The sequence below is a fragment of the Pedobacter suwonensis genome, assembly GCF_007833675.1.
Lineage (GTDB): Bacteria > Bacteroidota > Bacteroidia > Sphingobacteriales > Sphingobacteriaceae > Pedobacter > Pedobacter suwonensis.
In genome coordinates, this window is sequence record NZ_CP031708.1 from 2,156,668 (window position 1) to 2,182,178 (window position 25,511).

General features: G+C 39.6%; 18 protein-coding genes and 1 tRNA gene. 8 read left to right on the plus strand and 11 right to left on the minus strand.

Going from position 1 to position 25,511, the window contains the following annotated elements:
* Window positions 1–29: 29 nt before the first annotated feature.
* From DV942_RS08605 to DV942_RS08620, 4 genes are all read right to left on the minus strand, one after another.
* A complete protein-coding gene (locus tag DV942_RS08605) occupies window positions 30–1,397 on the minus strand; it encodes a RagB/SusD family nutrient uptake outer membrane protein (protein ID WP_145856838.1) in 1,368 nt (455 codons plus the stop codon).
* A 12-nt stretch (window positions 1,398–1,409) separates the two neighbouring features.
* A complete protein-coding gene (locus DV942_RS08610) occupies window positions 1,410–4,661 on the minus strand; it encodes a SusC/RagA family TonB-linked outer membrane protein (RefSeq protein ID WP_145856840.1) in 3,252 nt (1,083 codons plus the stop codon).
* Window position 4,662: 1 nt separating this feature from the next.
* Window positions 4,663–5,292: a TlpA family protein disulfide reductase gene (locus DV942_RS08615; RefSeq protein ID WP_222431179.1), complete on the minus strand. Its 630-nt coding sequence runs from the start codon at window positions 5,290–5,292 to the stop codon at window positions 4,663–4,665.
* Window positions 5,293–5,612: 320 nt separating this feature from the next.
* On the minus strand, window positions 5,613–5,912 hold the full coding sequence (locus tag DV942_RS08620; RefSeq protein WP_145856844.1) for a hypothetical protein: 300 nt from the start codon (window positions 5,910–5,912) through the stop codon (window positions 5,613–5,615).
* A 789-nt stretch (window positions 5,913–6,701) separates the two neighbouring features.
* On the opposite strand from DV942_RS08620, the gene DV942_RS08625 reads away from it, so the two are divergent.
* Complete coding sequence (locus DV942_RS08625; RefSeq protein WP_145856846.1) at window positions 6,702–7,055, plus strand: XRE family transcriptional regulator; 354 nt, start codon at window positions 6,702–6,704, stop codon at window positions 7,053–7,055.
* Between the two features lie 695 nt (window positions 7,056–7,750).
* Here DV942_RS08625 and DV942_RS08630 read toward each other — a convergent pair.
* Both DV942_RS08630 and DV942_RS08635 read right to left on the minus strand, forming a co-directional pair.
* On the minus strand, window positions 7,751–8,353 hold the full coding sequence (locus DV942_RS08630; RefSeq protein ID WP_145856848.1) for a hypothetical protein: 603 nt from the start codon (window positions 8,351–8,353) through the stop codon (window positions 7,751–7,753).
* Window positions 8,354–8,651: 298 nt separating this feature from the next.
* A complete protein-coding gene (locus DV942_RS08635) occupies window positions 8,652–9,095 on the minus strand; it encodes a hypothetical protein (RefSeq protein ID WP_145856850.1) in 444 nt (147 codons plus the stop codon).
* Between the two features lie 213 nt (window positions 9,096–9,308).
* On the opposite strand from DV942_RS08635, the gene DV942_RS08640 reads away from it, so the two are divergent.
* The 4 genes from DV942_RS08640 (at window position 9,309) to DV942_RS08655 (ending at window position 14,664) form a co-directional block, all read left to right on the plus strand.
* Window positions 9,309–12,815: a DUF7149 domain-containing protein gene (locus DV942_RS08640; RefSeq protein ID WP_145856852.1), complete on the plus strand. Its 3,507-nt coding sequence runs from the start codon at window positions 9,309–9,311 to the stop codon at window positions 12,813–12,815.
* A 14-nt stretch (window positions 12,816–12,829) separates the two neighbouring features.
* Window positions 12,830–13,381, plus strand: coding sequence for a hypothetical protein (locus tag DV942_RS08645; protein ID WP_145856854.1), 552 nt, complete (start codon window positions 12,830–12,832; stop codon window positions 13,379–13,381).
* Window positions 13,382–13,453: 72 nt separating this feature from the next.
* Window positions 13,454–13,526 (plus strand) — tRNA-Lys (locus DV942_RS08650).
* Window positions 13,527–13,809: 283 nt separating this feature from the next.
* Window positions 13,810–14,664, plus strand: a complete 855-nt coding sequence (locus tag DV942_RS08655) for a phospholipase D-like domain-containing protein (RefSeq protein ID WP_145856856.1) — start codon at window positions 13,810–13,812, stop codon at window positions 14,662–14,664.
* 84 nt (window positions 14,665–14,748) lie between these two features.
* On the opposite strand, the gene DV942_RS08660 is transcribed toward DV942_RS08655, so the two are convergent.
* From DV942_RS08660 to alaS, 3 genes are all read right to left on the minus strand, one after another.
* Window positions 14,749–15,375 carry a hypothetical protein gene (locus tag DV942_RS08660; RefSeq protein WP_145856858.1) on the minus strand — a complete coding sequence of 209 codons (627 nt, stop codon included), beginning with the start codon at window positions 15,373–15,375 and terminating at the stop codon, window positions 14,749–14,751.
* The gene (locus tag DV942_RS08665; RefSeq protein WP_145856860.1) at window positions 15,368–18,382 is read right to left on the minus strand and encodes an Eco57I restriction-modification methylase domain-containing protein; all 3,015 of its coding nucleotides are present in this window, start codon (window positions 18,380–18,382) and stop codon (window positions 15,368–15,370) included. The genes DV942_RS08660 and DV942_RS08665 overlap by 8 nt, the downstream gene beginning before the upstream one ends.
* Window positions 18,383–18,531: 149 nt before the next feature.
* Complete coding sequence (alaS, locus tag DV942_RS08670) at window positions 18,532–21,150, minus strand: alanine--tRNA ligase (protein ID WP_145856861.1); 2,619 nt, start codon at window positions 21,148–21,150, stop codon at window positions 18,532–18,534.
* Window positions 21,151–21,777: 627 nt separating this feature from the next.
* Here alaS and DV942_RS24000 point away from each other — a divergent pair.
* Window positions 21,778–21,906: a hypothetical protein gene (locus DV942_RS24000; RefSeq protein ID WP_280525562.1), complete on the plus strand. Its 129-nt coding sequence runs from the start codon at window positions 21,778–21,780 to the stop codon at window positions 21,904–21,906.
* An 81-nt stretch (window positions 21,907–21,987) separates the two neighbouring features.
* Window positions 21,988–23,046, plus strand: a complete 1,059-nt coding sequence (locus DV942_RS08675; RefSeq protein WP_145856863.1) for an HNH endonuclease domain-containing protein — start codon at window positions 21,988–21,990, stop codon at window positions 23,044–23,046.
* A 23-nt stretch (window positions 23,047–23,069) separates the two neighbouring features.
* On the opposite strand, the gene DV942_RS08680 is transcribed toward DV942_RS08675, so the two are convergent.
* Both DV942_RS08680 and DV942_RS08685 read right to left on the minus strand, forming a co-directional pair.
* Window positions 23,070–23,663 (minus strand): hypothetical protein, encoded by a 594-nt coding sequence (locus tag DV942_RS08680; RefSeq protein ID WP_145856866.1) that lies wholly within the window; start codon window positions 23,661–23,663, stop codon window positions 23,070–23,072.
* Window positions 23,664–23,756: 93 nt separating this feature from the next.
* Complete coding sequence (locus DV942_RS08685) at window positions 23,757–24,356, minus strand: hypothetical protein (protein WP_145856868.1); 600 nt, start codon at window positions 24,354–24,356, stop codon at window positions 23,757–23,759.
* Window positions 24,357–24,535: 179 nt separating this feature from the next.
* Here DV942_RS08685 and DV942_RS08690 point away from each other — a divergent pair, with 179 nt between their 5' ends.
* On the plus strand, window positions 24,536–25,402 hold the full coding sequence (locus DV942_RS08690; protein WP_145856870.1) for a hypothetical protein: 867 nt from the start codon (window positions 24,536–24,538) through the stop codon (window positions 25,400–25,402).
* Window positions 25,403–25,511: the final 109 nt, after the last annotated feature.

Sequence of the window (25,511 nt, forward strand, 5' to 3'; positions counted from 1 at the left end):
ACAGGAAATTGCTGTGCATGGCCTCTTTGTTAGTTTTGGGCAATTCCGGTCTGTTCTATAATATCAACCGGAATAGGCAGTGCATAATAAGCCGCATTTGGCTGCAGGCTGACCAGTTTACCCCTGATATTTCTGGAAATCACCAGGTTTTCACCTTCCCGGTTGTACCGTTTCAGGTCAATCCACCGCATCCCCCTCATCAAAAGTTCCTTTCTCCTTTCGGTCCTGATCTTCTTTAGCGCCTCGGCACGGTCAGCGGCCGTTAAGGGCACAAATACCGTCCCTTTCTTCCAACGCGATTTCAGCAGCAGGTTCAGGTCGTCCATGGCCGGAGCAACATTCCCTAAAAAAGCATTGCACTCCGCCCTGTTCAGGTAAACCTCATCGTTGGCAATACCGGTAAAAAATACCGATGCGCTTTCTGCATAACTTCCTTTATACTGCGGGTAACCACTTACCATTCTGAAAAAAGCCGTCCGGCGGAGATCGGCGGATTGATAGGAAGCATAAAGCACCGTATCTATCCTGGCCCTGCTGGTGGCATGCAGGGTAAACGAAGGGGCCATTTCGGTATAAAACAATGTTTCGCCGTTAAACTTTCTAAAGGTTACATTCGCCGTCAGATTGATCACACCCGGATCACTGTTATAATCCATCAGCTTACTGTTGATCTTCAGCGATTCATTGGCCCATTGCAGCCCAAGGTCGTACCTGCCCATATAAAGATAGGCCCTTGAGAGCAAAGCACAGGCTGCCGCTCTCGATGGCCTCATCACATGGGCCGGAACATCGGGCAACAAACCTGCAGCCTGCTGCGCATCCTGCAGTACACGGTTGTAACATTCGCGCACGCTTGCCCTTTTTCCCGGCAGGTTAAAATCAGAAGCCGTCCTGAGTATAATCCCCGGGTCGGCATCAGCCGTAGCCTCATTGTACACCCTGGCATAATTAGCGGTAAGCAGCAGGTAATAATATGCCCTGAAAAAAAGGGCAGAGCCTTTAACATTGTCCCAGGCCGTGGCATTAACATTCGTCCGCTCAATTTTCTCCAACAGCTCAAGGCCGATATTGCAGTTAAAAACCGCCTGGTAAGTATAGTTCCAGTCGTTGCCAAAACGCGAATCAAAAGGCTGCCACCGGTAAAGCCCCTGGCTTATCGCACTCTGGGAATTATAGGTGGCAGGCAACCAGAAATAGTCGTCTGCAGAACTCTCGGGTAAGCTTGGCGTGGTTTTCGTATTCATGGTCGGATAATCATCCAGCAGGGCCTGGATATCCTGCAGGCTTTGCGGGGTAACAAGCTTCGCATCCGACTTTACATCCAGGTACTTTTTGCAGGATACCAGCGAAACCGCCAGTACCCCTGTCAACAGCAATAATAATTTATTTTTCATCATATTTTCATCTAATTAAAAACTGCCCCTAAGCCCCAACAGGTAGCTTCGCGAAGGAGGGATATTGCCGGCATAATCTGGGTCAACCCCAAACTTATTGGCACGCCACATTATGCCGCCGTTCTGGAGCGCCGAAAACACCTCGAGCGCACGGAACACTTTTTTAAGTTTGCGCAGGCCCACTTTATACGAGAGGTTGATATAATCCAGCCTGATATTGTCGGCCCTGATGATGTTCACCTCCGAAGAGGTATAAAAGAAATCCCTGTTCTCATCAACCGGGTATACAAACGAAGGAACATTGGTTTTTAACTCATCGCCCGGGTTCTTCCACCGCAAAGCAAAATCACTGTGCCCGCTGCCGTTTAAAACCAGGCCGGGGTAGCTTATGGTAGGTTTTGAGGCATAATAACCGAGCTTGTAACTGATGTTTACAGCCAGGCTCAGCCTACCGTAAGAAAAGGTATTGATCAGCGAACCAAAATACAGGGGACTTGCCGAACCGTAGTAAACAATGTTCGCCCCCGTAGCATTGGCCTCGGCAAAAATGGCCCGGTAATCTTTGCTTACCTGCCCTGCCAGGTAACCCTGCGGGTTTCCGCCGGCATCAAGCCCCGCCCACTTCAGGGCGCCTACCGCATATAAAGGTTTGCCAACAATCGGGGTAATCTGCGTGCCGGTATTGAGCAACTGACTCAGACCGTTGGGCGTACTGGTGTAATACTTTACCGTTTTGGAGATACTGTAAGTAAAATAACCGTCGGTTCTCCAGTTAAAATCCCCTGCACGCAGGTTAAGCGAGTGCAGGTCAAGCTCAAAACCGTTGCCCCTCATATCGGCCACGTTCCTCACCAGGGTTTCGGTACGTCCCCAGCCCGTATAATCATAAGGGGCAGGGCCGTAAAGGTCAGTCCCCTTTTTGATAAAATAAGCCACCGATCCGCTCAGCCGTTTATCCCTGAAAGCAAAATCGGCGCCCAGGCTCAGCTGCGAAAGCTGCTCCCACCTCAGGTCGGGATTATTGATACTGGAAATCCGGGAGGTGAGCAGCCCGGTAAGCGGACTGGAAGCATAAGCGGCAATAGGGAGTGCCGTTTTGGTGAGGTCAACATTTCCGCTGTAGCCGAAAGTAGCTTTGAGCCTGAGTTCGGGCAGGAGTGCGCTTTTATAAAACTTTTCTCCCGAAACCAGCCATCCAAGCCCTGCAGACCAGAGCGGTTTCCAGCGGTCGTTGGTATTGGCGCCAAAAATATTAGACCCATCCCTCCTGATGCTGCCCGATAAGGTATACCGGCCATTATAGGTGTATGCGCCATTGGCATAAAAACTTAGGAAACGGTAGCGGGTGGAGGTGTAAAACTGCCCCGACCCCATCGAAGAAGCACTTCCCCTTAAAAAATCAGGATAATTATTGACCAGGTCTACATTTACAAAAGTAAGCGGATCGGCCGTATAGCCATACTGCGTAAGCGAGGCCGATGAGGCATCCGTCTGTTTGGCCTCGCCCCCCAAAATCGCATTGAGCTGATGTTTGCCGAAAGTACGCAGCAGGTTCAGCTGCGCCCTTGCCGTAGCAGATGATTGCCGGGCTTCGCTGCTGTTCAGCACCCCACCCCTTGGCACAATATACCTCACTAGCCCTGTAGCGCGGTTAAGCTGGCTGTAACTATTAATCAGGTCACGGGCATAATAACTCTGTTCATCCGAAAGCAGCTCACCGTCCGTCTGCTGCCGCTGGTACTGGTAGCTTAAATCCAGGTTCAGCCCCCGCAGGAGCCTGTACTTCAGCGCAACGGTTGCAAAAACCTCCTGCCGGGCAGACTTGTTGGTCCGGTGCAGGTAATCATCTGCAGGGTAATATTTCCAGTCGAGCAGTTTGCCGCTGCCGGCCGTATCGGTATAGGCCGCCCTGTAGGCAATGGCCACAGGCAGGGCATTCCCCGCCCCGTCCCTGAATTCCAGATAAGGGACCACCCTGCCGGCGGTAGTCAGCGAACCAAAAGCCGGCCGCCCCGAGGCCGTTTTATTGCCCGTAAAATAAACCTTTGTGTTTAATGTTAGCCTGCCGGTTACCTTAAAATCGTTAGACAGGCCGATATTCACCTTATCAGAAGCGGCATAGGTTTCGCCCAAAGACCGGTCATAGCTTACCGAAAGGCCAAAGGCATGTTTGCTATCGCCCCCCTTCAGGTTCAGCCCGTACTGCTGGGTCAATGCATGGGTATAAAATTCATCCAGGTAAGATTGCCGCGCATCGATACCTTTCAGCCTGTTCAGTGCCTCTTCGGCCGCCTGGGCGGAGAGGGTCCCGTTTCTTTTGGCCAGTAAAACCTCAACAGCAGGCGTGAGTGCAGAAAACGGTGTACTGCTTATCTGCGCATCAAAATAACCGCTGTTGAACATCGTGCGCTCTACCTCGATATAATCGGCACTGCCCATCTGTGGCGACCTGGACAGATCAGGCAGGGCAGCAACCAGCACACTGGATGAAAAAGCAGTTTCATAACGCTGGTTAAACTTTCCTTTTTTAGTGGTGATGACGATCACGCCGTTACCGGCCCTTGCGCCCCAGATCGAAGCTGCCGAAGCATCCTTCAGGATTGATACATTTTCGATATCCAGCGGGTTGAGGTTGGAGATATCGCCGTCATAAATAAAACCGTCAAGCACAATCAGCGGATCAAGCGGGCCGTTAATGGTGCCCAGCCCCCTGATGGAGATATTGGTTTTGTTCTGGGGGTTGTTGGGGTTGGTTTTGCCGATATTCAGCAGCAGGCCGGAGCTCTGCCCAACCAGCCTGTCGAGCAGGTTCAATCCTCCCCTGGCATTCAGCTGGTCGCTGTTGATCACGGCCACCGTGCCGTTGGTTTCATTGGGACGCAGCAACTGGTAACCCGTATTTACCTGCACGTCACCCAAATCAAAAGCCGCGGGGCTTAACTCCACATTGATCGCCTGATCTGTAGCACCTACCACCAGGCGCCGCGTTTGGTAACCGACTGCAGAAAAGATGAGCGTATCAGGCAGTGCTGAAAGCACCACACTAAACCTGCCCAACTGATCGGTCTGCGTGCGCGCCCCTTTTGCCCCGGTTACACTTATGGTAAGCCCTTCCCCTCCTATTGCGCTGGCCCTGCCCGATATTTTAATGCCCGTTCTATCTTGCGCAACAACAGATAATACCGAAAACAACAGGATCAGCACAGCAGATACCATTAACAACAGGTTCCACTTAAATTTATGTGTATTAGATTTTAAACCGCCCATATCAAATCCCCTCCTTTCCCATCAAGAGCTGCCCGCCCGCCAGAAAGCGACGAATATTCTGCTCATGGAGCGTACCATATCCGGTGATGGCCTTTATGCGGCCATCACCGCCAACCCACACATAACAGGGCAGCCTGCTGATCTTAAAATACCGGGCAAACAGCTCGTGCTGCGCTACAAACGGAACCGAAAAACCCGGATGGTCTTTTAAAAAGGCATCGACAAACCGGGCCAGTTTTCCTGCATCCCGGTCGCGCGCTGATGCATTCACCAGTACAATCCCTAAGGCCTGCCCGTTCGCCTTTAGCAGGCTGTCTGCATGGGGCAGGCTTTTGATACAGCTCCCGCACCAGCTTGCCCAAAAATCGAGGATGAAAGGCTTCCCCTTAAAATTGGCCAGTTTAAAAGCAGTTCCTGCCCCGGCACCCAGTAATTTGAGTGCTGCATTTAATAAAGAATCAGGAAGGGCCTGGCCAACGGAAAGTCCTGTGGCCTGGCTGGGCTCCTGTGCTGCAGCCCTATTTGCGGTTAGGGCCAAAATCAGCATAAAAACGGTGAATATTTTTAAAACGCTATGGTTAAGATGAAGGCATAGCCTGCCCCTTGAGATAGCCATTGTAGATGGGTTCATAAGTTTTGGTTAAGTTGATTAGAAAAAGATCCCGGCCTTAAAAAAAGACAGGGACTAAAAGCAAATGCAGGGGACTGCATTATTGTTACATCATTAAAAAACCTAAAGCCTGAATTCTATTGAACATGTGCTTTACTTTGGATTCAATTGGCACCTTGCATGAACGGTCGTCACCCTGAACTTGTTTCAGGGTCTTTAAGGCTAGCCAATTTGTCTTACTAAAGTATATTAATTGAACCCAGGGTAAAGCCCCCTGCACCGCCAAAACCTATACCGGGTTTTTCGGCTTTAAGGCATAAAGCCGATCGAAAGGATAACAACTACTGATCTCCATGGCCCACTCCTTCCTGCTCCGTTACATAATAAGACACCAAAAAATTGAGGTTACAATTAAAACCCCAGGCTTTATTTCCATAAAAAGTACAGAAACAGGTAAAATCATCAGGTACTGGCTTTTTGCCTTGTGGATGCTGCGACACCTGTTCAACCTGGCTTTTCTCCGCCACAACCTGTTGATGCCCGCCAGCACCTGCCAGCCAAATGCTCCATACGGCAAAGGGGCTGTACAAAAAAGCCCAGCAAAGGAAAAAAAGCGGCAGGTAACGGTTATTGGTGCTCATGGCAGATGGTTGGTTAGGTAGATTGGGTTGGCATTAACAGCAGAGCGCTCCCTTTATTTCATCACAAAAAAAGGGCAAAAGCCAGCCCCTCTGCCTAAAAACAGGCAGATACGGACACACCGTATTGCAAATGAGGAAAAAGATGCTTACCTTGGGAATGCGAATAACCACAGTAATGCACCCTTGCCTAACAAGCAGAAAAGGCTGGCCCCAGGCTAAATTAACCCACCGGGAATAAGTGCTCTCACACCAACCCCCTGTTTTTTATTGGGCTATTTTATACCTGTAATTCTGGCACTGGCATTACGATGGAGAACAGATGACGTTCTTTAACAATAGTTTTAGGGAATAATCTTTTATCACTTCCTGGAAGTGACAAAAGTTGATGGCGGTTAATTTTTTCGTTTTCATAAACGTTTAATTTTATGTAAAACGATGAGACTCAATAAAAGCAGAATGAAACCAGATTGGAAAGAAACCAATAGGGCGAACTCCAATGCTTTTGATAGAGGTACCGTCAAGAACCGCTTAAGCTGAAGGCTTAAGTTTCCCAAAAGACTGACATGAAGCCCGCCCTATTGAATATAAGATATCGCGAAGATAACAAAATCCAATAGATACGGCGAACTCACGGTCGGCTCATGGGAAAGTTTGACGGTTTTCTATCATGAGCAACATCGTTAAAGCCAGGATAACCCAACTCTGTTTGTCGCTATAAATAACTGATAACGAAGATAAGTAATATTTATTTATCAACCAACATGTAGGTTGATTTATTTTAAAAAAAATATGGAAAAAAAAGTAATCTCTGAAATAGATTACCTGTTAATAGAAGAAGTTAAAGCATTAAGAATAAAGAAGGGCATATCAAAAGCAAAGCTTAGTTCCAAACTTAAATTGGCTGGAAGCTTTGTTGGTAAGGTTGAAGACCTAAGCCAAAGAGATAAATATAGCATTAGACACCTCCCTCTTTTAGTAAAGGCTTTGGGTTTGAAATCAATTGGACAACTTTTTCCAAGTACGCCTGTCAAAAACATGATTGAAATAACCTATGAAAAAATTCCGAAGCTGAATAAGGACGGAAGTGAAAGTAAGCAATTTGTGGAAAAGATCATTCAGATCATAGAGGTAGAAGAACAGTAACCGAAGATCAATAAAATAAGAAGAAATAGGGAGTTTGTTTTACTAGCTGAGCAATTGGCATGGGAAACAAGCTCCCCCCTAATTGAAAATAGAGATAATCACTAACTTTGCACTAAAAATTACTACTTAATTCACTTATTTCAGATACTGAGAATGAAAGTCTTAAAATTAAGTTAAAAATTATTATTATAGCAAATATCCCATATTGCATTGAAAGCACTTACTGGCTAAAAGGCCATCATACTATCTGCTATTAAGGCATTCAGGAAAGTCCGACGATCTAAGGAATAAAAAAGCAATAATTCAATTTATGCCCAATCAAATGACTTCTTAATATCCTATAAGTGAATGGCTTCAAAATCCTTGGAAGGCTACCATTTCTGCACTTTTAACTGCTGTAACTTTTTTTGGAATAGGGTAATGGTAATATTAAACCTTTCGAAAAACGAGATAAAAACAGAAGTAATTCTTGGTTTGGTTCTGTAAAGAAATAAAAGAGACTAGTAATAAAAATGTCTCTTTTATTTTAAAGTATTTTTGCTTTTAGGGTAAAGATTAGGGTGACTTTAGCCTATTGCGGCCAAATGGAAAGTGTAAAGTAATATATCAGCCTAGCGTCCCATTCTTTTTAGTAATAATTATGGTTTTACAGACTGATCTTTTTTTAAGATTTTAATGTTGGCTCGGTTGTTCGGTTATATATCTTCTAGCTTTTCTGCCATCTCGCGAATGACTTCAGGACGAGTATAAATTTTACCTTTATTTGCTTGGACAATTATTGATGATCCTAGTTGATATAAATCCTCATCCGTTAGTTCATTTATCCTAAGGTCAAAATTCAAAGTATAATTCGCAGTCGCTAAAGAACCTTTAAGGTCATTTGCATCAGCATTTTTTTCAGTACTTAAATCAATGCCCATTCGCTTTAAACGGGCTCTTAATACAGGATTGATTTTATTAATATTATTCTTATAATTCTCCACCTCTTTATTCATCACAAAATTAAGCTGACTAAAAAATTGTTCTGGCGAGGGAGTTGTTAAGCTGGCTCCTTTTCTGAAGCGCTCAAAGCCAATATCGATGCGGAGTTTTCTATTTTTTGCTTTTCCTAGAGCCCTTGGCTTTATATCGTTAGTCGATGATTGTACTTCCTCAAATAAATGCAAATGAACTAATGTATGAGGAAATTTATCCTTAAATTTGTCCAAAAATTCTGTTATATATGTGGAAATCTTTGAATCCCGTATGAATGAATCCATACCGTGATTGATTTCAAGTTCGATTTTTTGCGCTTCCATTAATTTTTTGTTTTATATTGAATATTATTATTTATAGATGATTTTGCAATTTGGCACAGACTTTCCTTTCTATCTGATTCCTTGCGATTCTGAATATGAGCTGCTGGGCGCGAGCAATAGGTTAATACTCGTTTTTTTTAGATTAAATGTATTGTTTATAAAATTGCTTTTTTATTCTTAGTTCAATGCCTCATATGCTTAATTAATATCATAAGTATCGCCCAGCATGAAGCTATTGAAAAATCATGAGGATGATTAGCCTGCCTCAATAATTATATTGGGGCATAGCTAATAGAAGTTAAGGCATATTATAGCCTGCATTAAAATGGGAAATTAATTCGGGGGCTACCGCAGCTCTAATCCGGGCCTCATTCTGTGGTGAGCCAATCACGAAGCCTAACTCTATCAATGCGTCAATAAGTTCTATATTATTAACTCGGGTATCATATATATCGTAACCTGGTCTTCCTCCTGTTGTTGCTATACTTGCGAGTGAAGCAGGAAAACTCCCAGGATCAGTGACGTATATGTAACACCTCATTTCTCTTCCCCATTTGTTACCACCTGGCGGGATTACATAAACCGAAGGGTCTGCAGATCCTGGAAATGGAAGGCCTGAAGCAGCTAAGTAAATCGCTGAATATTTAGCTACCATCACCTGCGGCAGTTCTACTTCCAAATGGGTAAGTCTATTGGGATTTGCTAAATATCCGGCAATCTCGGTAATTTCTTGAATAGTCATATGAGCTTAATTTTGATTTAACTCAAATCTACGCTTTTAAGCGATATGAAAAAATAGTTAATATCAGAACACAGTTTACAAAAGGTAAGAAATAACAATATCCCGTGTTAAAATAATATCTTTATGCAAGTTTTTATTTCGTGGCTAGCAATATATTAATAAAAGAAATTTTTCACTAAATTGGATTAATTTTGGAGCACACTCAATTTGAATATGATAAATAATACAATTGGTCTCCGAAAGGCACTCAACAAGGCATTCCTAAAAGTGAAGCCCCACAGAAGTGAAATTGAACTTTTTAAGGGTAACCTGATCGATCTCTTAAACCAAATTAATGAAAGTGAATCGGAAGAATATCATAAGAATATACTTTCTACATTTTTGAATAAAACTTATTACGCATCACGACACTATATTAATACTAAAGGCAGAAATGATCTGGTAATCCATCATGATGATAATCCAAAAAGTGATGTAGGAGTAATTCTTGAAGTAAAAAAGCCCGCAAATAAATCTGAAATGTTAAAACTTGGAAATCTAAATACCAAGGCATTTCACGAGTTGATCTTATACTTTTTAAGAGAAAGAATTAGCTTGAAAAATAAATCTCTCAAATATCTGATCATCTCCAACATCTATGAATGGTTCATATTTGACGCGCAAATATTTGAGCGTTATTTTGCTGAGAATAGGAATCTAGTAAGACAATTTAAGGATTTTGAAGAAAAAAGGCTATCTGGAGTCAAGACTGATTTTTTCTACAAGGAGATTGCTCAGCCAATTGTTGCTGAAATCGGCCCTTTGTTAGAATTCACTTATTTTGATATAAATGATTATCAAAAGGCGCTAAGGAGTGATAATAAAACCGATGACAGGCCTCTAATTGCCCTGTATAAGCTTCTATCTCCACAACACATTTTAAAACTTCCTTTTGCTAATGATAGTAACACTTTAGACCGCAACTTTTATTCTGAACTGCTTTACATTATTGGATTGAAGGAATCCAATGGTGATAAGCGGATTATTACCCGACCTGCCAAGGGAGAACGAAACAATGGCTCACTTTTGGAAAATGCAATTCAGGAGATTGAGAGTATGGATAAAATCCAAAATCTAGAAAGACCATCAGAATATGGATTGACACATGAAGATCGTCTGTTCAATGTGGGGCTTGAATTGGTTATTACTTGGATAAACCGTATTCTGTTTCTAAAGTTATTAGAAGCACAACTACTTTCTTACCATAAAAAAGATGACAACTATCAATTTTTGAATTTAAAAAAAATTAGAAATTTTGATGATTTAAATAGTTTATTTTTTAGTGTTCTTGCTATTCCGCAGAACCAACGCAATAGTGAAGTTAGAGGGCTTTTTTCTAACATACCATATTTAAATAGCACATTATTTGAGGTTTCAGATATCGAACATAAGACTATTGCAATAAGCAACCTAAAAGACGATAGGTTTTTGCCGCTTTTTGTGCGTTCAGTATTAAAGAACCAAGATGGTAATCTTGTAAAAAAAACAGAACTAAGTACATTGGAATATCTCTTTGAGTTCCTTAATGCATATGATTTCAGTAGCGAAGGTTCCGAGGAAATACAAGAGGAGAACAAAAAACTAATTAATGCATCTGTTTTGGGGTTGATCTTTGAAAAGATAAATGGCTATAAGGATGGTTCTTTCTTTACACCCGGTTTTATTACCATGTACATGGCCAGGGAAACAATTAGGAAGAGTGTAATTCAAAGATTCAATTTGATCAAGGGCTGGAACTGCTCCTCTATGGCTGAGATTTACGATCAGATAACAGACAAAAAAGAAGCTAACAAGATCATTAACAGTCTTACTATATGTGATCCCGCAGTTGGCTCCGGCCACTTTCTAGTCTCATGTTTGAATGAATTAATCTTTATTAAAAGTGAGCTTAAGATTCTTTTAGACCAGGAGGGCAGAACCCTTCGAGACTATAATATTGAGGTGGAGAATGATGAGCTGATTGTAACCGATGATGATGGTAGGTTATTTGAGTATAGACCCGGAAATCTTGAGAGTCAGAACATTCAGCGTACTCTGTTTAGAGAAAAGCAGACAATAATAGAAAACTGCCTATTTGGGGTTGATATTAATCCTAACTCTGTAAGAATATGTAGGCTAAGGCTTTGGATAGAATTATTAAAAAGTACTTATTACAAAACTCCTACTGAGCTCGAAACATTGCCAAATATTGATATTAACATTAAATGCGGCAATTCTCTAGTTGCTAGATTCGAATTGGACTCTGATTTAAAGGGTGCTTTCAAGGAAACAGGTTATAGCCTCAATGACTATAAGGAGGCTGTTTATAATTATAAACATACGAATGATAAGGCAGAAAAAAAACGTCTAAATCAGATTATCGAAAAGATTAAGACTGCCTTTAAAAATAATATTGACAATAAATTCAGAACAAAGATTGCAAAATCACGTGGTAACCTGATCAATCTTGAGGCAGAATTGAACCGGAAAATGCAATGGGGAGAAAAAATTCCGAAGAAACTAATTGATGAAATTAAAAAGGCAAAAGTTAAGTTTAATACCAATGAGCTTGAACGTAACGATCGGTTGCATAATGCCATCTACATCAATGCATTTGAATGGAGATTTGAATTTCCGGAGGTTTTAAATGATGAGGGTGACTTTATTGGTTTCGACATTATTATTGGTAACCCACCTTACGGGGTAAAACTAAGCAAGAAAATAATTAAAAATTTACGCGAACGCGTCTTTCAATCTTCAGAAACAGCTATACTTTTTATTGCCCTTGCAAGAAATCTATTAAAAAGCCAAGGTCTTAATGCTTATATCGTTCCAAAAGCATTTACTTTTTCTTCGAACTATAAAACGATTAGAGATTTAACTAAAAAGGAACTTTCCATTGTAGTTGATTGCCATAAACCATGGCAGGAAGTAAAGTTGGAGGCCTGCCTCTACATACTTCAGAAAAATGTAGAATTCTCTTACTATGGCTCCTATACAATCATAAAAAATGAATTTATTTATCAAACAAACATAGATAAAAGTCTGATAGATGATTTTGATTTTATACTGAATGGCCTACTTGACCAGGAAATTGCTCTAGCTAAGAAAATCTTATCAAAGTCGGTGTATCTTGGAACAATATCCAGTAATAAACGAGGTGCAGGAATACAACGTGATTTAAGTCCCACTGGACAATTCGCAGTTCTTGGGGGCATTGATATTGCACGAAACAACATTCGTGATTCTAATCGTGGATATATTGTATCTAAGCAAAATTTAGATCCTATTGCTATGATAAATGATAATTCTGTATTAGTTCAGAATATAGTAGCCCATTTAACAAAGCCCGTTCCCCATTTAAAAATTATTTCAGCCGTGCCACCGGAGGACCGCGAAAATTATGTCATTTTAGATACTATTAACCAAATTACTTTTAACGAAGGGATTGATAAATATTTTGGAAATGCACTTTTAAACAGTCAAGTTATTAACTGGTATGTCTATAATTTTATTTACGGTAAAGCTATTAGAACGATGCACTTCGATAATGTGGTTACAAATAGGATTCCTTTTCCAAAAAAATATTATGACGAGAAAGCAGTAGTTGACGAGCAAATTCATGCCGATCCGGATCATACAATATTCAAGCTCTTCGAACTAGATCCACTAGAAATTGAGATAATATCAAAAACGTTTTAAACCAAATACAATTTATGAGTACAGACAAGCACTATTGGAAAGACGCCTATAAGGAATTTTGGGATATTTCTAGCGAGAAGGAAAAGACAATTAAATCTATCATTGAGAAAAGCACTGGCATGAAAGTCATTGAAATTGGTCTCGGAGCAGGGACAGCTGACTATATCAGGGGAAATGCATTAGATAACAATCTCCAAATTGGAGATGCAGACCTTTATATTCCAGAAAAGGATATTTATATCGAGGTGACTGGCCCCAATATACCCCTTGATTTCAACTTGCCACTTTGGATCCGTCCTGATAAACTTAACAATACAAGAGCAAAATTAAAAAGTGGTAAAGGGAAACTGCATGTTGTGTTTCACATCTTGACACAAAAAGGAACAGGAAAAAAAATTATTCGTGTTATAAAACTCGACGAGGAGTTTTACAAATACCTAGATGCTGGGCACTTTAAAATTGCAAAACCTTTCATCAGAGGGCGATACGAAAATTATATTGAATTACCACCTGAACATGTAACCATATTGACCCTTGATGAATTTTTAGCCCTAGTAATTAAGTAAATAATTGAAAGAATATATTTTTTGTATCAGAATGATTTTGTGCTAAAAAATTCTACCTTTGCAGCTCTTTAAGATTCCGTAGCTCAGCTGGTAGAGCATTACACTTTTAATGTAGTGGTCCTGGGTTCGAATCCCAGCGGGATCACAAAAACCCAATAAATCCTCTGTAAGTCAAACCCTTATAGGGGATTTATGTTTTGCAGCCACTATTAGTGTGAAAAATTTAGAGAGTTAAGCTACCTCTTTAATCATAGAATATATTGAGAGCAGAAATACTGTTATTAAAAACATTAGCCTAGAAAAAGCTTTATTATGGATGTAATCGTAAAACATTAAATCACTTAGATGTATAATTTATTTCTTTCCTCCACATAGATATATTATTGTGTTATTTTTAGTTTATCAACTATTAACGCCCATAATTATCAATGAAAATCAAGGCCTATTTTGGAAATATCAAAAATGAAATTGTAACATTAATAAAATCGGCAGAACATTCAGTACGGGTTGCGGTTGCATGGCTAACCGATGAGGATCTGATTCGGGAATTGACTACTATTAGCCTGAAAGGCATTACTGTAACCGTTATCCTAAGTAACTCAGAACAGAACTTCATTTACCCCCACCGTTTTAGAAAGTTTTTAGAATCTGGTGGTAGTCTTTACGTTTGCACAACAATTTTTATGCACCATAAATTTTGCCTTGTAGACAATAATTATCTCATTAACGGCTCTTACAATTGGTCATACACCGCTAGAAATAGCGAAGAAAATATAATTGTCATTGACATTTTTGACGATTTTGTAGATACTCTTTTATTCAAGCAATTTTCGTTTAGATTTGAAAAGATAAAAAATGAACATTCGCTTAAAGTAGATCATTATAGCAACTTAAACAGTATTACCTTGCTTGATAAAGAAAAGGTTCTAGATCCTGAAGAAACAAGATTGATGGAACTCCATAAAAAATTGGAAGAGGCTATTCAAAACTCAATCACCACTTCGAGAAAAATAGGAGTTCCGCTAAACTATGACGACTTACAAGCCAGAATTATAAGAGACGGTGGCGGGGCTAATTTTATCCACCGTATTTTAAGAGAGGAAATGGGGCAGAATGAAATGAAGTCAGGCTTTCGCAAACTAGAAGAGTTTATTCCACATAAAGTAGAGCTTTCACTTGAGTATCTTGTATGCATTCCTGAATACAGAGAGCTATTTACAAAAGAGGAATCAGATTTTTGTTTAAAATTGATGAAAAAATATGACTTCTTTTTGAATAGTTAAACTCATGTCCCCATCCCTTGTATGGAGGTTCTAATAAGTGTATTGAATAAAAAAATACTGCCACGATAGAAACAAAGGTCTAATTTATTTTTTCTTGATAATTGTGGAAAAATCCAACATCAAATGGTACAAAGTAACCTTTATTTTGCGATTTGTAGTATGAGAAGAGGTGTAACTAAACTCAAAATCATCAATAAATGGATATTTTTTTAATGAGGGAATTTTTAGTGAATTTTCATTGATTTTTAGAGGTTTGACTATAAACCCCAGCATTGCATTAACCTTCCTATTACTAGGATATCGATCCTGAATGAACCGGTCGATACCATTTTCAGTATACTTATCATTAAGTGTTTTTGATCCATCAATTCTCTTACATTCAATGATATAATATGCCAATTCATCCTTTACGTAAGTTAAACTATTATATACCATAAAATCCGTTCTGGCACTTTCATTATACTCCGCATCAACTTCTGGCACTTCCGGATGAAAAATATAATGCTCTAATCCTAAGCTTTGTTTGACCGAAACTTTTTTCAAATAATCTCTATACAGGCGATTTCTTATTTTATTTTCATTATTTTCCACCTCGGCATAATCTACTAACATGTTTTGATAGCACATGTAAATACCTCGAAGGATAAACTCAAACTCTCTATCCAAATAGATATGGCTTTTGGAGAAAATCGAAGCATTAAGGTTATTCATAGTCGGATTGCGTTTGATGAATAGCCTCAATAATTTCACTTAAATCCTGATACGCCAAAGCCTCATGCCAGCATTTATACTGGTTTGGCTTAATAATGTAAAAACCATCCTTCTCAAATCCTTTTATATCCTTTTGCATGAAAAGATCTTGACTAAGGGTAGAAAAACTCAGTGTTGTAAAAATTGTCAACAATCGATTGAAATCAGTTTTGACCCAATTGATCTGGCTCTCAAAGATAGACGGTTGAGGAATCACCTTACAGTAAATCCCTATAGCGTATTGGGATAAGAAAATTTCTATCTCAAAGTAATTATCATCTTTATAATAAATGTTGTTAAAATGCTCAATAAACACCCTTGCATATTTTGCTAAAAATAATCTATCAACTGCCCCTTTGAATTTGGCTGGGGAGAAATCATTTAGTGCTGGAATCACAAAATCAATTGTATATGAAATCAAAGAAAGCTCTTGTTTTGTTAGTCCGTATATCTTAAATAGCTCTCTAGTAACCTGTTTATTTAATGAAGTAATTAATTCCGCTAACTCTTGCCTTTCAAAATCATGAAAGTCCTTTTGATAATAGGTCATTGTTGCAGCAGTAATATCATCTGTCAACTTAATTAAATGGGAATCAATACCATTGTAAACAATCGGCATTGAAAACTTATCCTCCTTATCATGGGTTTGTTCTCTCTCTATACCTACAGAAGAATTTGTTTGAATAAGATAGTAGCTAAAAAGGTCAGAATTAAATAGAGCCAGTAAAAACTTTAGAAAACTGAGATCACCTTCTAAGGATTTTATAGATGTTATAGCATCTGTAAAAATTACATCTCTATCTGATATCGCTGCTTTTGCCTTAAATTCCTTCGTAATACCTTTGCCTACGAGTAAAGTAGGTGCCTGATAAAGTGCAAGCTGTCTAGGTCGGTGTACAAAATTTAGATTAGAGAGAAAGTTTTTTGTATAGTTAATATGATATGGCGCTAAACCTCTTTTCTTTGAATCTATCGAACTGTTTATTTTTTTATGTTCAATGATAGTATTTTCGTCGCCACCATTTACGCAGATTCCCTTCCCGTAGATAAACTTAGTGTCGTCGGAGAGATAATCATTTATTGAATCGTGATCCTTAAGTCTCTTGATAAAATGAAAATCTAACACGTTTCCATACACAAGGACTTTCCAAAGCCAGTCGTTATCGATAAAAAAAGATTGTTGCACTTCTTTATAATCATACTTCTCGATTACCAGCAATTTAAAAACCTCAAAGTACAAGTTGGGCTTTAAAGATATATGAGTAATGATATTAGTTTTATTATTGCTTTTTTCCTCCGTATTTTTAAAGAAGATAATAGATGCGGGTGCTACAGCGCTATCATTGGACTTATCAAAGACATGCTTTCGAACAGAGGATAGTTCCAATAATTTCCTTATTGTAAAATTATTGAGGAAGTAACTGCGAAAAGTAATTGCCTTTATATTGTATAAAATCTTGCTTGTAATAATAAGAGCACACTCTGAATATTTAAAATCAGAAACCCTGAGCAAAAAGGCCTGAGCAATTTCCCTATTGCTAAGCTTTATTACCGATTTTTCCTTTTTCTCCTTAGCTTCCCAATATATCTCGAATAATTGTTTGCCCACAGGATGTTTCGATGCCCAGGGAGGGTTACCTAAAATGAACTGAAAATGATGAGCATTTAAGATATTATTATAATCCGCAGATAGATCGAAAAAATCATTGACAAAAAAATTATTACCTAATAAAAACGGAAATTGGAAATTAACGATACTACTTGGTTTCAAATAATCCAATAAAGTAATGTAGAGGGAAAAGATAGCAACGCTAATTGCGTTCTCGTCTTTATCAATTCCATATATATTGTCTGTTAATAATTTTTTGAGGGCCTTTTTATAGCCTTCTGTATTGTGCTCTAGACTATATTCTGGGTTATTTTTCTGATACTGATAAACGATCTGACGCAGGGTTTCCACAAGAAAAATTCCTGAGCCACAAGCTGGATCAAGCACTTTACAATTGAATTCCAAGTGATTTTTATCAAAATACTTAGTAACTGTATCCTTTTGGATATAATCAACTAAAAAGAGAGGAGTATAATAAGCTCCATGTTTAGCTTGTTCGCTCTTTCCTATAAATTTCTCATAAACATTGCTTACAAACTCTATCGGTATGATAGAAAAATTGTAGACATCAAATAAAGATATCTGTTCGTTACCAATTATATTACCTTTTAGCAGGTCGACAATAACATTTAAATGCTGCTCGCTAACCGTATCACTTTCATTTACGTCGACGTCCTCAATCTTATACTTTAACGGAAAAAGATTCCCATTAAAATCTTTTTGAAGATTATTGAAAAAAGTATAAGCCTTTTGTTTAGAAACTAATATCTGATAAAAATCATCTTTGGATAGGATTCCGTATTTCTTGAGTTCGACTTCTCTATCTATAAGGTACCTGATGAATATAATTCTACCTATAAGAAAATTAGCTGTTTTAGCTGGTAAATTAAAATTATCAATTAATAAAGATCTTGCCGAATCAATGTTCTTGAGCAATTTGCTGTCGACACGATTCCGATTGTCAAATTGGTGTTTATAATTTTCCCAGGACTCTCCAGTAATTAATTTAAAATATTCAAAGTCAGTTGGATCTGTGGATAAAACATTTAGACCTACGTTCTTAAGGTAGCTAAATCCATTTAATATCCGCACATTATCATCCTCAATAATAAATACGACTGGTGCCTGATTAAAATTCCAGCATTGCCTTTCGATAGTTAAGCTATCAAGTGGATTATCAAAAAATAATATTAGAGGTTCGTCATTAATGCTAAAAAAAGCATCTGGACATAACTCACTCAGACTTTGCGCGATTCTTTTAGATAGATTTGATGCACTACGCCAACTTGAATCTGAAAGAAAGAACAAGCCTTCTTTACCGTATAAATTTAACTTTTTTATTAACGCGTCTAGTGGCACAATCAAAGATATAGAAATAGAGAAATAAAACTAAAAAAAATAGTAATAATCATGAATCATCTAAATTTACTACTAGATCAGTCATGTGGATAACCAAGAGACTAGTTACAACGCCCCCATATTTACTCAAATCTTAAGTGAGAATAAAGTTAGTGATGTGGAATAAAACTTTCTGCTTTTTCCAGAACAAACTTTAAACCTGCCGGATTTTTACCTCCTGCTGTAGCATAAAACGGCTGTCCACCGCCACCGCCCTGGATTTCTTTACCCAGTTCGCGAACAATATTTGAAGCATTTAATCCTTGTTTCACCAGCTGATCAGCCAGCATCACTGTTATTCCTGGTTTGCCATCAATTTCTGTCGTGAAAACCAGGAAAAGATTATCAACCATATCTCTTAAAGAGAAAGCCAGGTTTTTAACGGCCTCAGCGCTTTGTAGATCAATGTGTTTAGCAATCAGGTTAACGCCATTTATACCTCTTACATGATGTACAATATCTTGTTTCAACGTATTTACGCGTTCTATCGTCGATTTTTCGATCTCCTTTTTCAGTTTTGCATTTTCATCAAGCAATGCCTGCACAGCTGCAGATAAATCTTTACTCCCGTTTAGTAAAGCCTTTAAATGACCCAATTCTTTTCTTTGATCAAGGAAATACTGCTCAGCTTTATCAGCAGTTATGGCTTCGATCCGGCGAACCCCGGCTGCAACAGCGCTTTCTGAAACAATTTTGAACGAGCCGATCTGTCCGGTCGCTTTTACGTGCGTACCGCCACAAAGCTCTTTGGAAAAATGATCGTCAAAAGTGATCATGCGCACAAAATCGCCATACTTTTCGCCAAATAAAGCCGTAACACCACTTTCAATGGCATCCTGATAAGGAACATTACGTTGTTCTTTTAATTTAATGTTTTGTCTGATTTTCTGATTTACAATTACTTCAATCTGTGCTAATTCCTCATCAGTCACTTTAGCAAAGTGAGAAAAATCAAAACGCAGGTAATCTGCATTCACCAAGGAACCTTTCTGGTTGACATGTTTGCCCAGCACCTGTTTTAAAGCGGCGTGCAACAAGTGCGTAGCCGAGTGATTATCTTCAGTTAAGATCCGTTTATCTTCATCTACAACTGCCCAGAATTTTCCTTCCAGATTATCTGGCAATATATCGGTAAAATGAACGGTCAGACCGTTTTCTTTTTTTGTATCTGTGATGTCTACCCAAAACTGGCGGCTATGGTCTTCTAAACGTCCGGTATCGCCTACCTGACCACCGCTTTCAGCATAAAATGGCGTTTGGCGCAATACAATCTGATACTGTTCTTTCCCTTTAGCTTTTACTTTACGGTATTTTAAGATCTCGGTTTCAATTTCCAAATCATCATAACCCACAAACTCACTTTGATCATCAGCATTTACGATAATCCAGTCACCAGTATCAATGGCAGTTGCGGCACGGCTATCGTCTTTTTGTTTTTTAAGCGCCTGTTCGTAGCCTACAAGATCAACACTCCAACCGTTTTCGCGAGCCATTAATTCCGTTAAATCAATAGGGAAACCAAAGGTATCTGATAATTCGAAAGCAAAACCGCCTTCAACCACATTATTTGCAGCCTGGTATTTTTCGAAACGCTGAATACCTGTAGATAAAGTTCTCAAGAAAGAAACCTCTTCTTCCAAGACTACTTTTTGTACAAAATCCTGCTGCGAAATCAGTTCATCAAAAACACCTTTAAACTGCTCTGCCAATAGCGGAACCAATTGATTTAAAAATGGTTCTTTAAAGTTTAAAAAGGTATAGGCATAACGTACAGCCCTGCGTAAAATCCTACGGATAACATAACCGGCTTTATTATTAGAAGGCAACTGACCATCTGCAATCACAAAGGAAATGGCACGGATGTGATCGGCCATGACGCGCATGGCAATATCGGTTTTCTCGTCGGCACCATATTTAATACCCGATTTTTCTGCAATGAATTGAATCATCGGTTGGAAAACATCGGTATCGTAGTTGGAGATTTTTTCCTGTAAAACGCGCACCAAACGTTCAAAGCCCATCCCGGTATCAACATGTTTGGCTGGCAAGCTCTGCAATGAACCATTTTTTAAACGGTTAAACTGCATAAATACATTGTTCCAGATTTCGATTACCTGCGGGTGATCTGCATTGACGAGCGTAGCTCCATCAATCAAAGCCCTTTCTTCATCCGTACGGCAATCTACATGGATTTCTGAACATGGTCCGCACGGCCCTGTATCGCCCATTTCCCAAAAGTTATCTTTTTTGTTTCCAGGTAAAATATGGCTTTCATCTACATATTGTTTCCATAAATCGTAGGCTTCCTGGTCTTTCTCCAGCCCTTCTTTTTCATCGCCTTCGAAATAAGTAACATATAATTTATCCTTAGGGATTTTATAAACCTCCGTCAACAATTCCCAACTCCAGGCAATCGCCTCCTTTTTGAAATAATCGCCAAAGCTCCAGTTGCCCAACATTTCGAACATGGTATGGTGATAGGTATCAACACCAACCTCTTCCAGATCGTTATGTTTACCCGAAACACGTAAACAGCGTTGTGTATCTGCAACCCGAGAATATTTTATAGCGGCTTCCCCTAAAAAAAGATCTTTAAACTGGTTCATACCGGCGTTGGTAAACATTAAAGTGGGATCGTTTTTAACTACTATCGGTGCCGAGGGAACAACATGATGTTGTTTCGATTCAAAAAAACTAAGGAATGCCTGTCTAATCTCTTTTGCTATCATTTCAATATTATTGGAGGGAACAAAATTAAATTATTAAATTAATAACATGGTGGATTGCTAAATCTCATCAGAAAACAAATTTCGGAAAGTTCTTGCGAGATTACAACGGATTTCCGTTTGAGTCATAGTCATTTCGATTATTCTGGACTTTTAATGAATGATTTAAACTCGTCCTTTCAATATTTCTATAAAATTCTTTTAAATGTATATCTAAATTTAGTCAACAATGCTCCTGAATCAGGTCATTTTTTGCTGATTCATACCAGCAAAATTGAATTTTCAGTAATAGTTATTAATATGCCCTGAACCGGTGATATTTAAAAAAACTAAATTGATTAAATCACCTTTGATGGCTAAATTTGTTTAAGCCTACGGGAAAACTACCCATGTTGAATAAACCGGATTTGAGATAATGTCCCATCAAAATTTAATTGAATGACCATGATTATCGGGAGAAGACTTAAATGTTAACCAAGGAAAGACCAAAGCGTGAGCAAAAGGCCCGGTAAGTTAATGGTCAGCACCAATTAAAAGAACGGTCAGGTGAGTCAGAGCTATTGCTAAAGGTAAGACCTATTTTGTAGAAAAACGCCTGACCGTACAGGATGGGAAATAAAACCCTCACCTATGGATGCATTAAATAAAACAAAAAGGTATGTCTATTTCATCGGGATCGAAATATCAAAAGAAACCCTGGATATCGCTGTGATGGTTCAGGGATCTGTTTTGACGGCTAATGCTAGTGAAAATCTCTAAGTGACTGAATAATGTTGTTTATGCATTAAGCCTTGAAAAAATATTTCCTTAATCTCTATGTATTGAATATCTTGCCGCTGTATGATACCTATCGACGAACGCTTACCTGTAAACCTTTTAGCTGCAAGTTTCAATAACACATCTGCAACCTATAAATATTACTGGCTGTTATCCATTTTATCAGAACTAGAAGCAGGAAAGACCGTAATACCTAAGCATCACCTTTTTGCAGGCATGGTTTCGTTAGCCTGGTATACCGTAAATTATTTCCATATCTCATTCGGCAAGCAAGACCAATTGCAACGGGCCATAAGCCAGATCCGTGAACTGGAAGGTATTACCATTGATGAAAAACAGGAAGTGGTTAAACAGAAAATTATTAATAGCCTGAACCCGTTAACGGCCAGAGCCATACAGTATTTTGATAACGAGGTACCGCACCGCTACCTGAGCCCATGGTTTCCGGAATTAAAAGGTAACCGTGCTGAAATATACCGCCTTTCGGCAAATTTTGAAAATGATTGTCCATATGCCCTTGATGAGCAAAACCTTACCATAAACCCCCTATGGCATGGTTACCTGGTTGAGCATGCCGGTATTTTAAAGGCATTTTGCTACTGGCACCTGAGCATTTACCTGCAAAAACATAACCCCAACGTTCCTGATATCCCGAATAAACTGATTAAACCTGCACGCCGGAACAACCTGCTCAACCAGCGTAAATTCTGGAACAGGGTTTTAGACCATACCGGCCCGTTGGAATGTATATACACGCATAAAAAACTGGTACATGGCAGCTTCGCCGTTGAACATTTTATACCCTACGCCTTTGTATCGCATGATCTGATCTGGAACCTCATCCCGGCCGATCCATCATTTAACAGCCGCAAGAATAACAAGTTGCCCAGGATGGAAGATTACTTTGACGGATACTATCTGCTGCAAAAAACGGCTATACAAGTGATGACCGAAAACTACCCCAAAGAGCCCATAATGGAAGATTACCTGAGCCTGTTCCCTAATGCCGATGCACAGCAATTGCCTGAAACGGATTTACGGGGAAGGTTTTTAGAGAATATACAGCCGCTGCTTACCATTGCGAACAATAATGGTTTTGAGTATATGGGGAAGTTTTTGTAGCTTAACCTGGCTAAAATACAACACTATTTCTTCCAATACAGCGTTAACCTGATCCGATAGGTACCGGCCCCAAATATCATATTCAGATCAGTGTGCACCGCATCAGTTTCCCAAAGTGTTTTTTGGCTGAGGTAGCTCTGCCCCTCAAAAGGAACCGATTTCGGTTTTTCATCAGCCTGGTTAGGTTTGCCAAACGTTTTAATAAGCTGTTCCCTGATCCTTATATATTCACCTATATAGATGTCCAGTTTCCCGCCTTCCTCCATCCGGCTCTCCAGTACATCTTTCAGGTCTCCATAACGGCCCTTTTCCCAATCATAAGAAACCAGCCGCAATAGCGAATCTTTGTCCGTATAAAAATATTCTGCATAAACCTGTAATGCACCAACCGCCTTACGCTGAACAATAATCGGGTCTACCGTTTGATAACGGTCGCCGAGCGGATAATATTCCTTAGCAAGTGACACATGGTAGGAAAGAAATTTCGCATCAGGATCAAGCTTCTTTTCAAAAGCAATTACCTCGGTAATCTTAGTCTGTTTTGTCCAGATACTTTCCTGTGCAAAAACTGTCCTGCCAGAAACAAACAGTACAAGCGTAAACATTAATATTCTCATAATATGGGGCTGTAAATTGAGTGATAAAAAAAGCTCCTGCATTCTTTTCATAATTACACGATGCCAGGCACTTCATAATGAATCTCTTGAAGATTATTTCTTTGGTTGAGCCAAATACGCCCTTATCCGGTGCGTGGAGATCCTGAAAGCATGGGGCTGTGCCTGATGATAATTGGAAATTGCCGTATACATCAACACATCAACCTGGCCGTTAGTATTCCATTTATCGGTACGGGTTAACCCGCCAAGGCTATCAATTTTTGCAAGGTTAGTTAAATCTCCTTTGGCAGTACCAGGGCCATATTTTTTGGTAAAATACGCTAACAGCCCATTATAACGCTCAATTAAAACTTTATCAAAGGAGATAGGCTTAACGTTATGATCTGATTCATTAAAATTCCTGGCATCCCACTCATATTCAATGTTGCGGATAACAGAGTCGTTTTTGCTAAAGGTATATTGCACAATGAGGTTGGGGATATTTTTTTCTTCTCTGAGGTAACGGATCGGAAAGGCCATGTCTTTTGGTGTAAGGATATCGCCCCCACCTTTATAGATTTTACTTTTGAGCTGTTGTTCTTGCTTAACGGCTACAGCTATCTTTTGCCCCATCAGCTCTGGATGAACGATTTGACCATAACCGGCTATACCAGCAACCAGAAAGGTAGTTAAAATGAATAGTTTTTTAAACATGAGGCGCGTAATTAATGCTCAATAATAGCTAATTATTTCAGGATAGCAATTATACCTCGCTTCTTTTGTTGAAATACACCAGGACAACTGAAACCAGACGTTAACTAAAACTGACCCATAAGAACCAAACCGATTATGGAATTAGTCAATCTACCGCATCCTATATAAAACCTAAATCCATGAAAAACCTGCAATTGATTTTGACCAAGCCATGCTTACAGCAATGGAGCGGCATTGAGCAGCCTGACGGCAAACATTATTGCGGCAAATGCGAAAAAAACATCGTAGACCTCACCACCAAATCAGATACGGAACTGCTGGATTTTTTTAAGCACAAAAGCGATAAGGTATGCGGACGCCTGCTGGCCAGCCAGATGAACCGCGACCTGATACTGCCCCCGGCAAAGATAGGCTGGCAATGGCTCGTGCCACTAGCCCTGGCCGCAATGGCCGTTGGCCCGGCACAGGCACAAAAGACAAAACCGGCAGTGGTACAAACCGAAGCCCAGCACAAAGACGCCAATGAAACCACAGCATCATCGGCCAACCTCCCCACCTTACTAATTAGCATAAAGGGAACAGTAGTTGACCAGGAGAATGGTAAAGCACTTGCCTGTGTTAAAGTAAGGCGGATGGGAGAAGACGATGTAATGGCGATAACCGATTCACTTGGCAGATTTGAACTAAACCTGGCTGATCGCGACAAATTATCCAAATTCATCATCAACCTGCCAGGCTACACCCCTATCGAAACCTATCTGAATGATAACATGGTAATTAAATTAATCGCTGAGAAAAGGATCATGCTCGGCGGTATATCGACAATTTCCCTGAACAGATCGCCGCTTTACTTGATCAGGGCCGGAAATAAAAGCTGTACAATTGATGCCTCAAAAATAGCTGAGCTATCACCAGACTGGATTGAAAAAATAGAAATACTGAAAGATGTAAAGGCTACGGCCATTTATGGCGCAAAAGGCGCTAATGGGGTGATCCTGATTGACATCAAAAAAATGTACAGGAAGAAGATCAGGTTTTCAAAATGAACACACCCCAATCGTGAAGAGTATCGCGGGAATGGATATGGAAAACTTTTAATAGATAAAATTAATTTAATCCCGTAGTGGTGTATTTACATTTTTCCATTAACAAGCT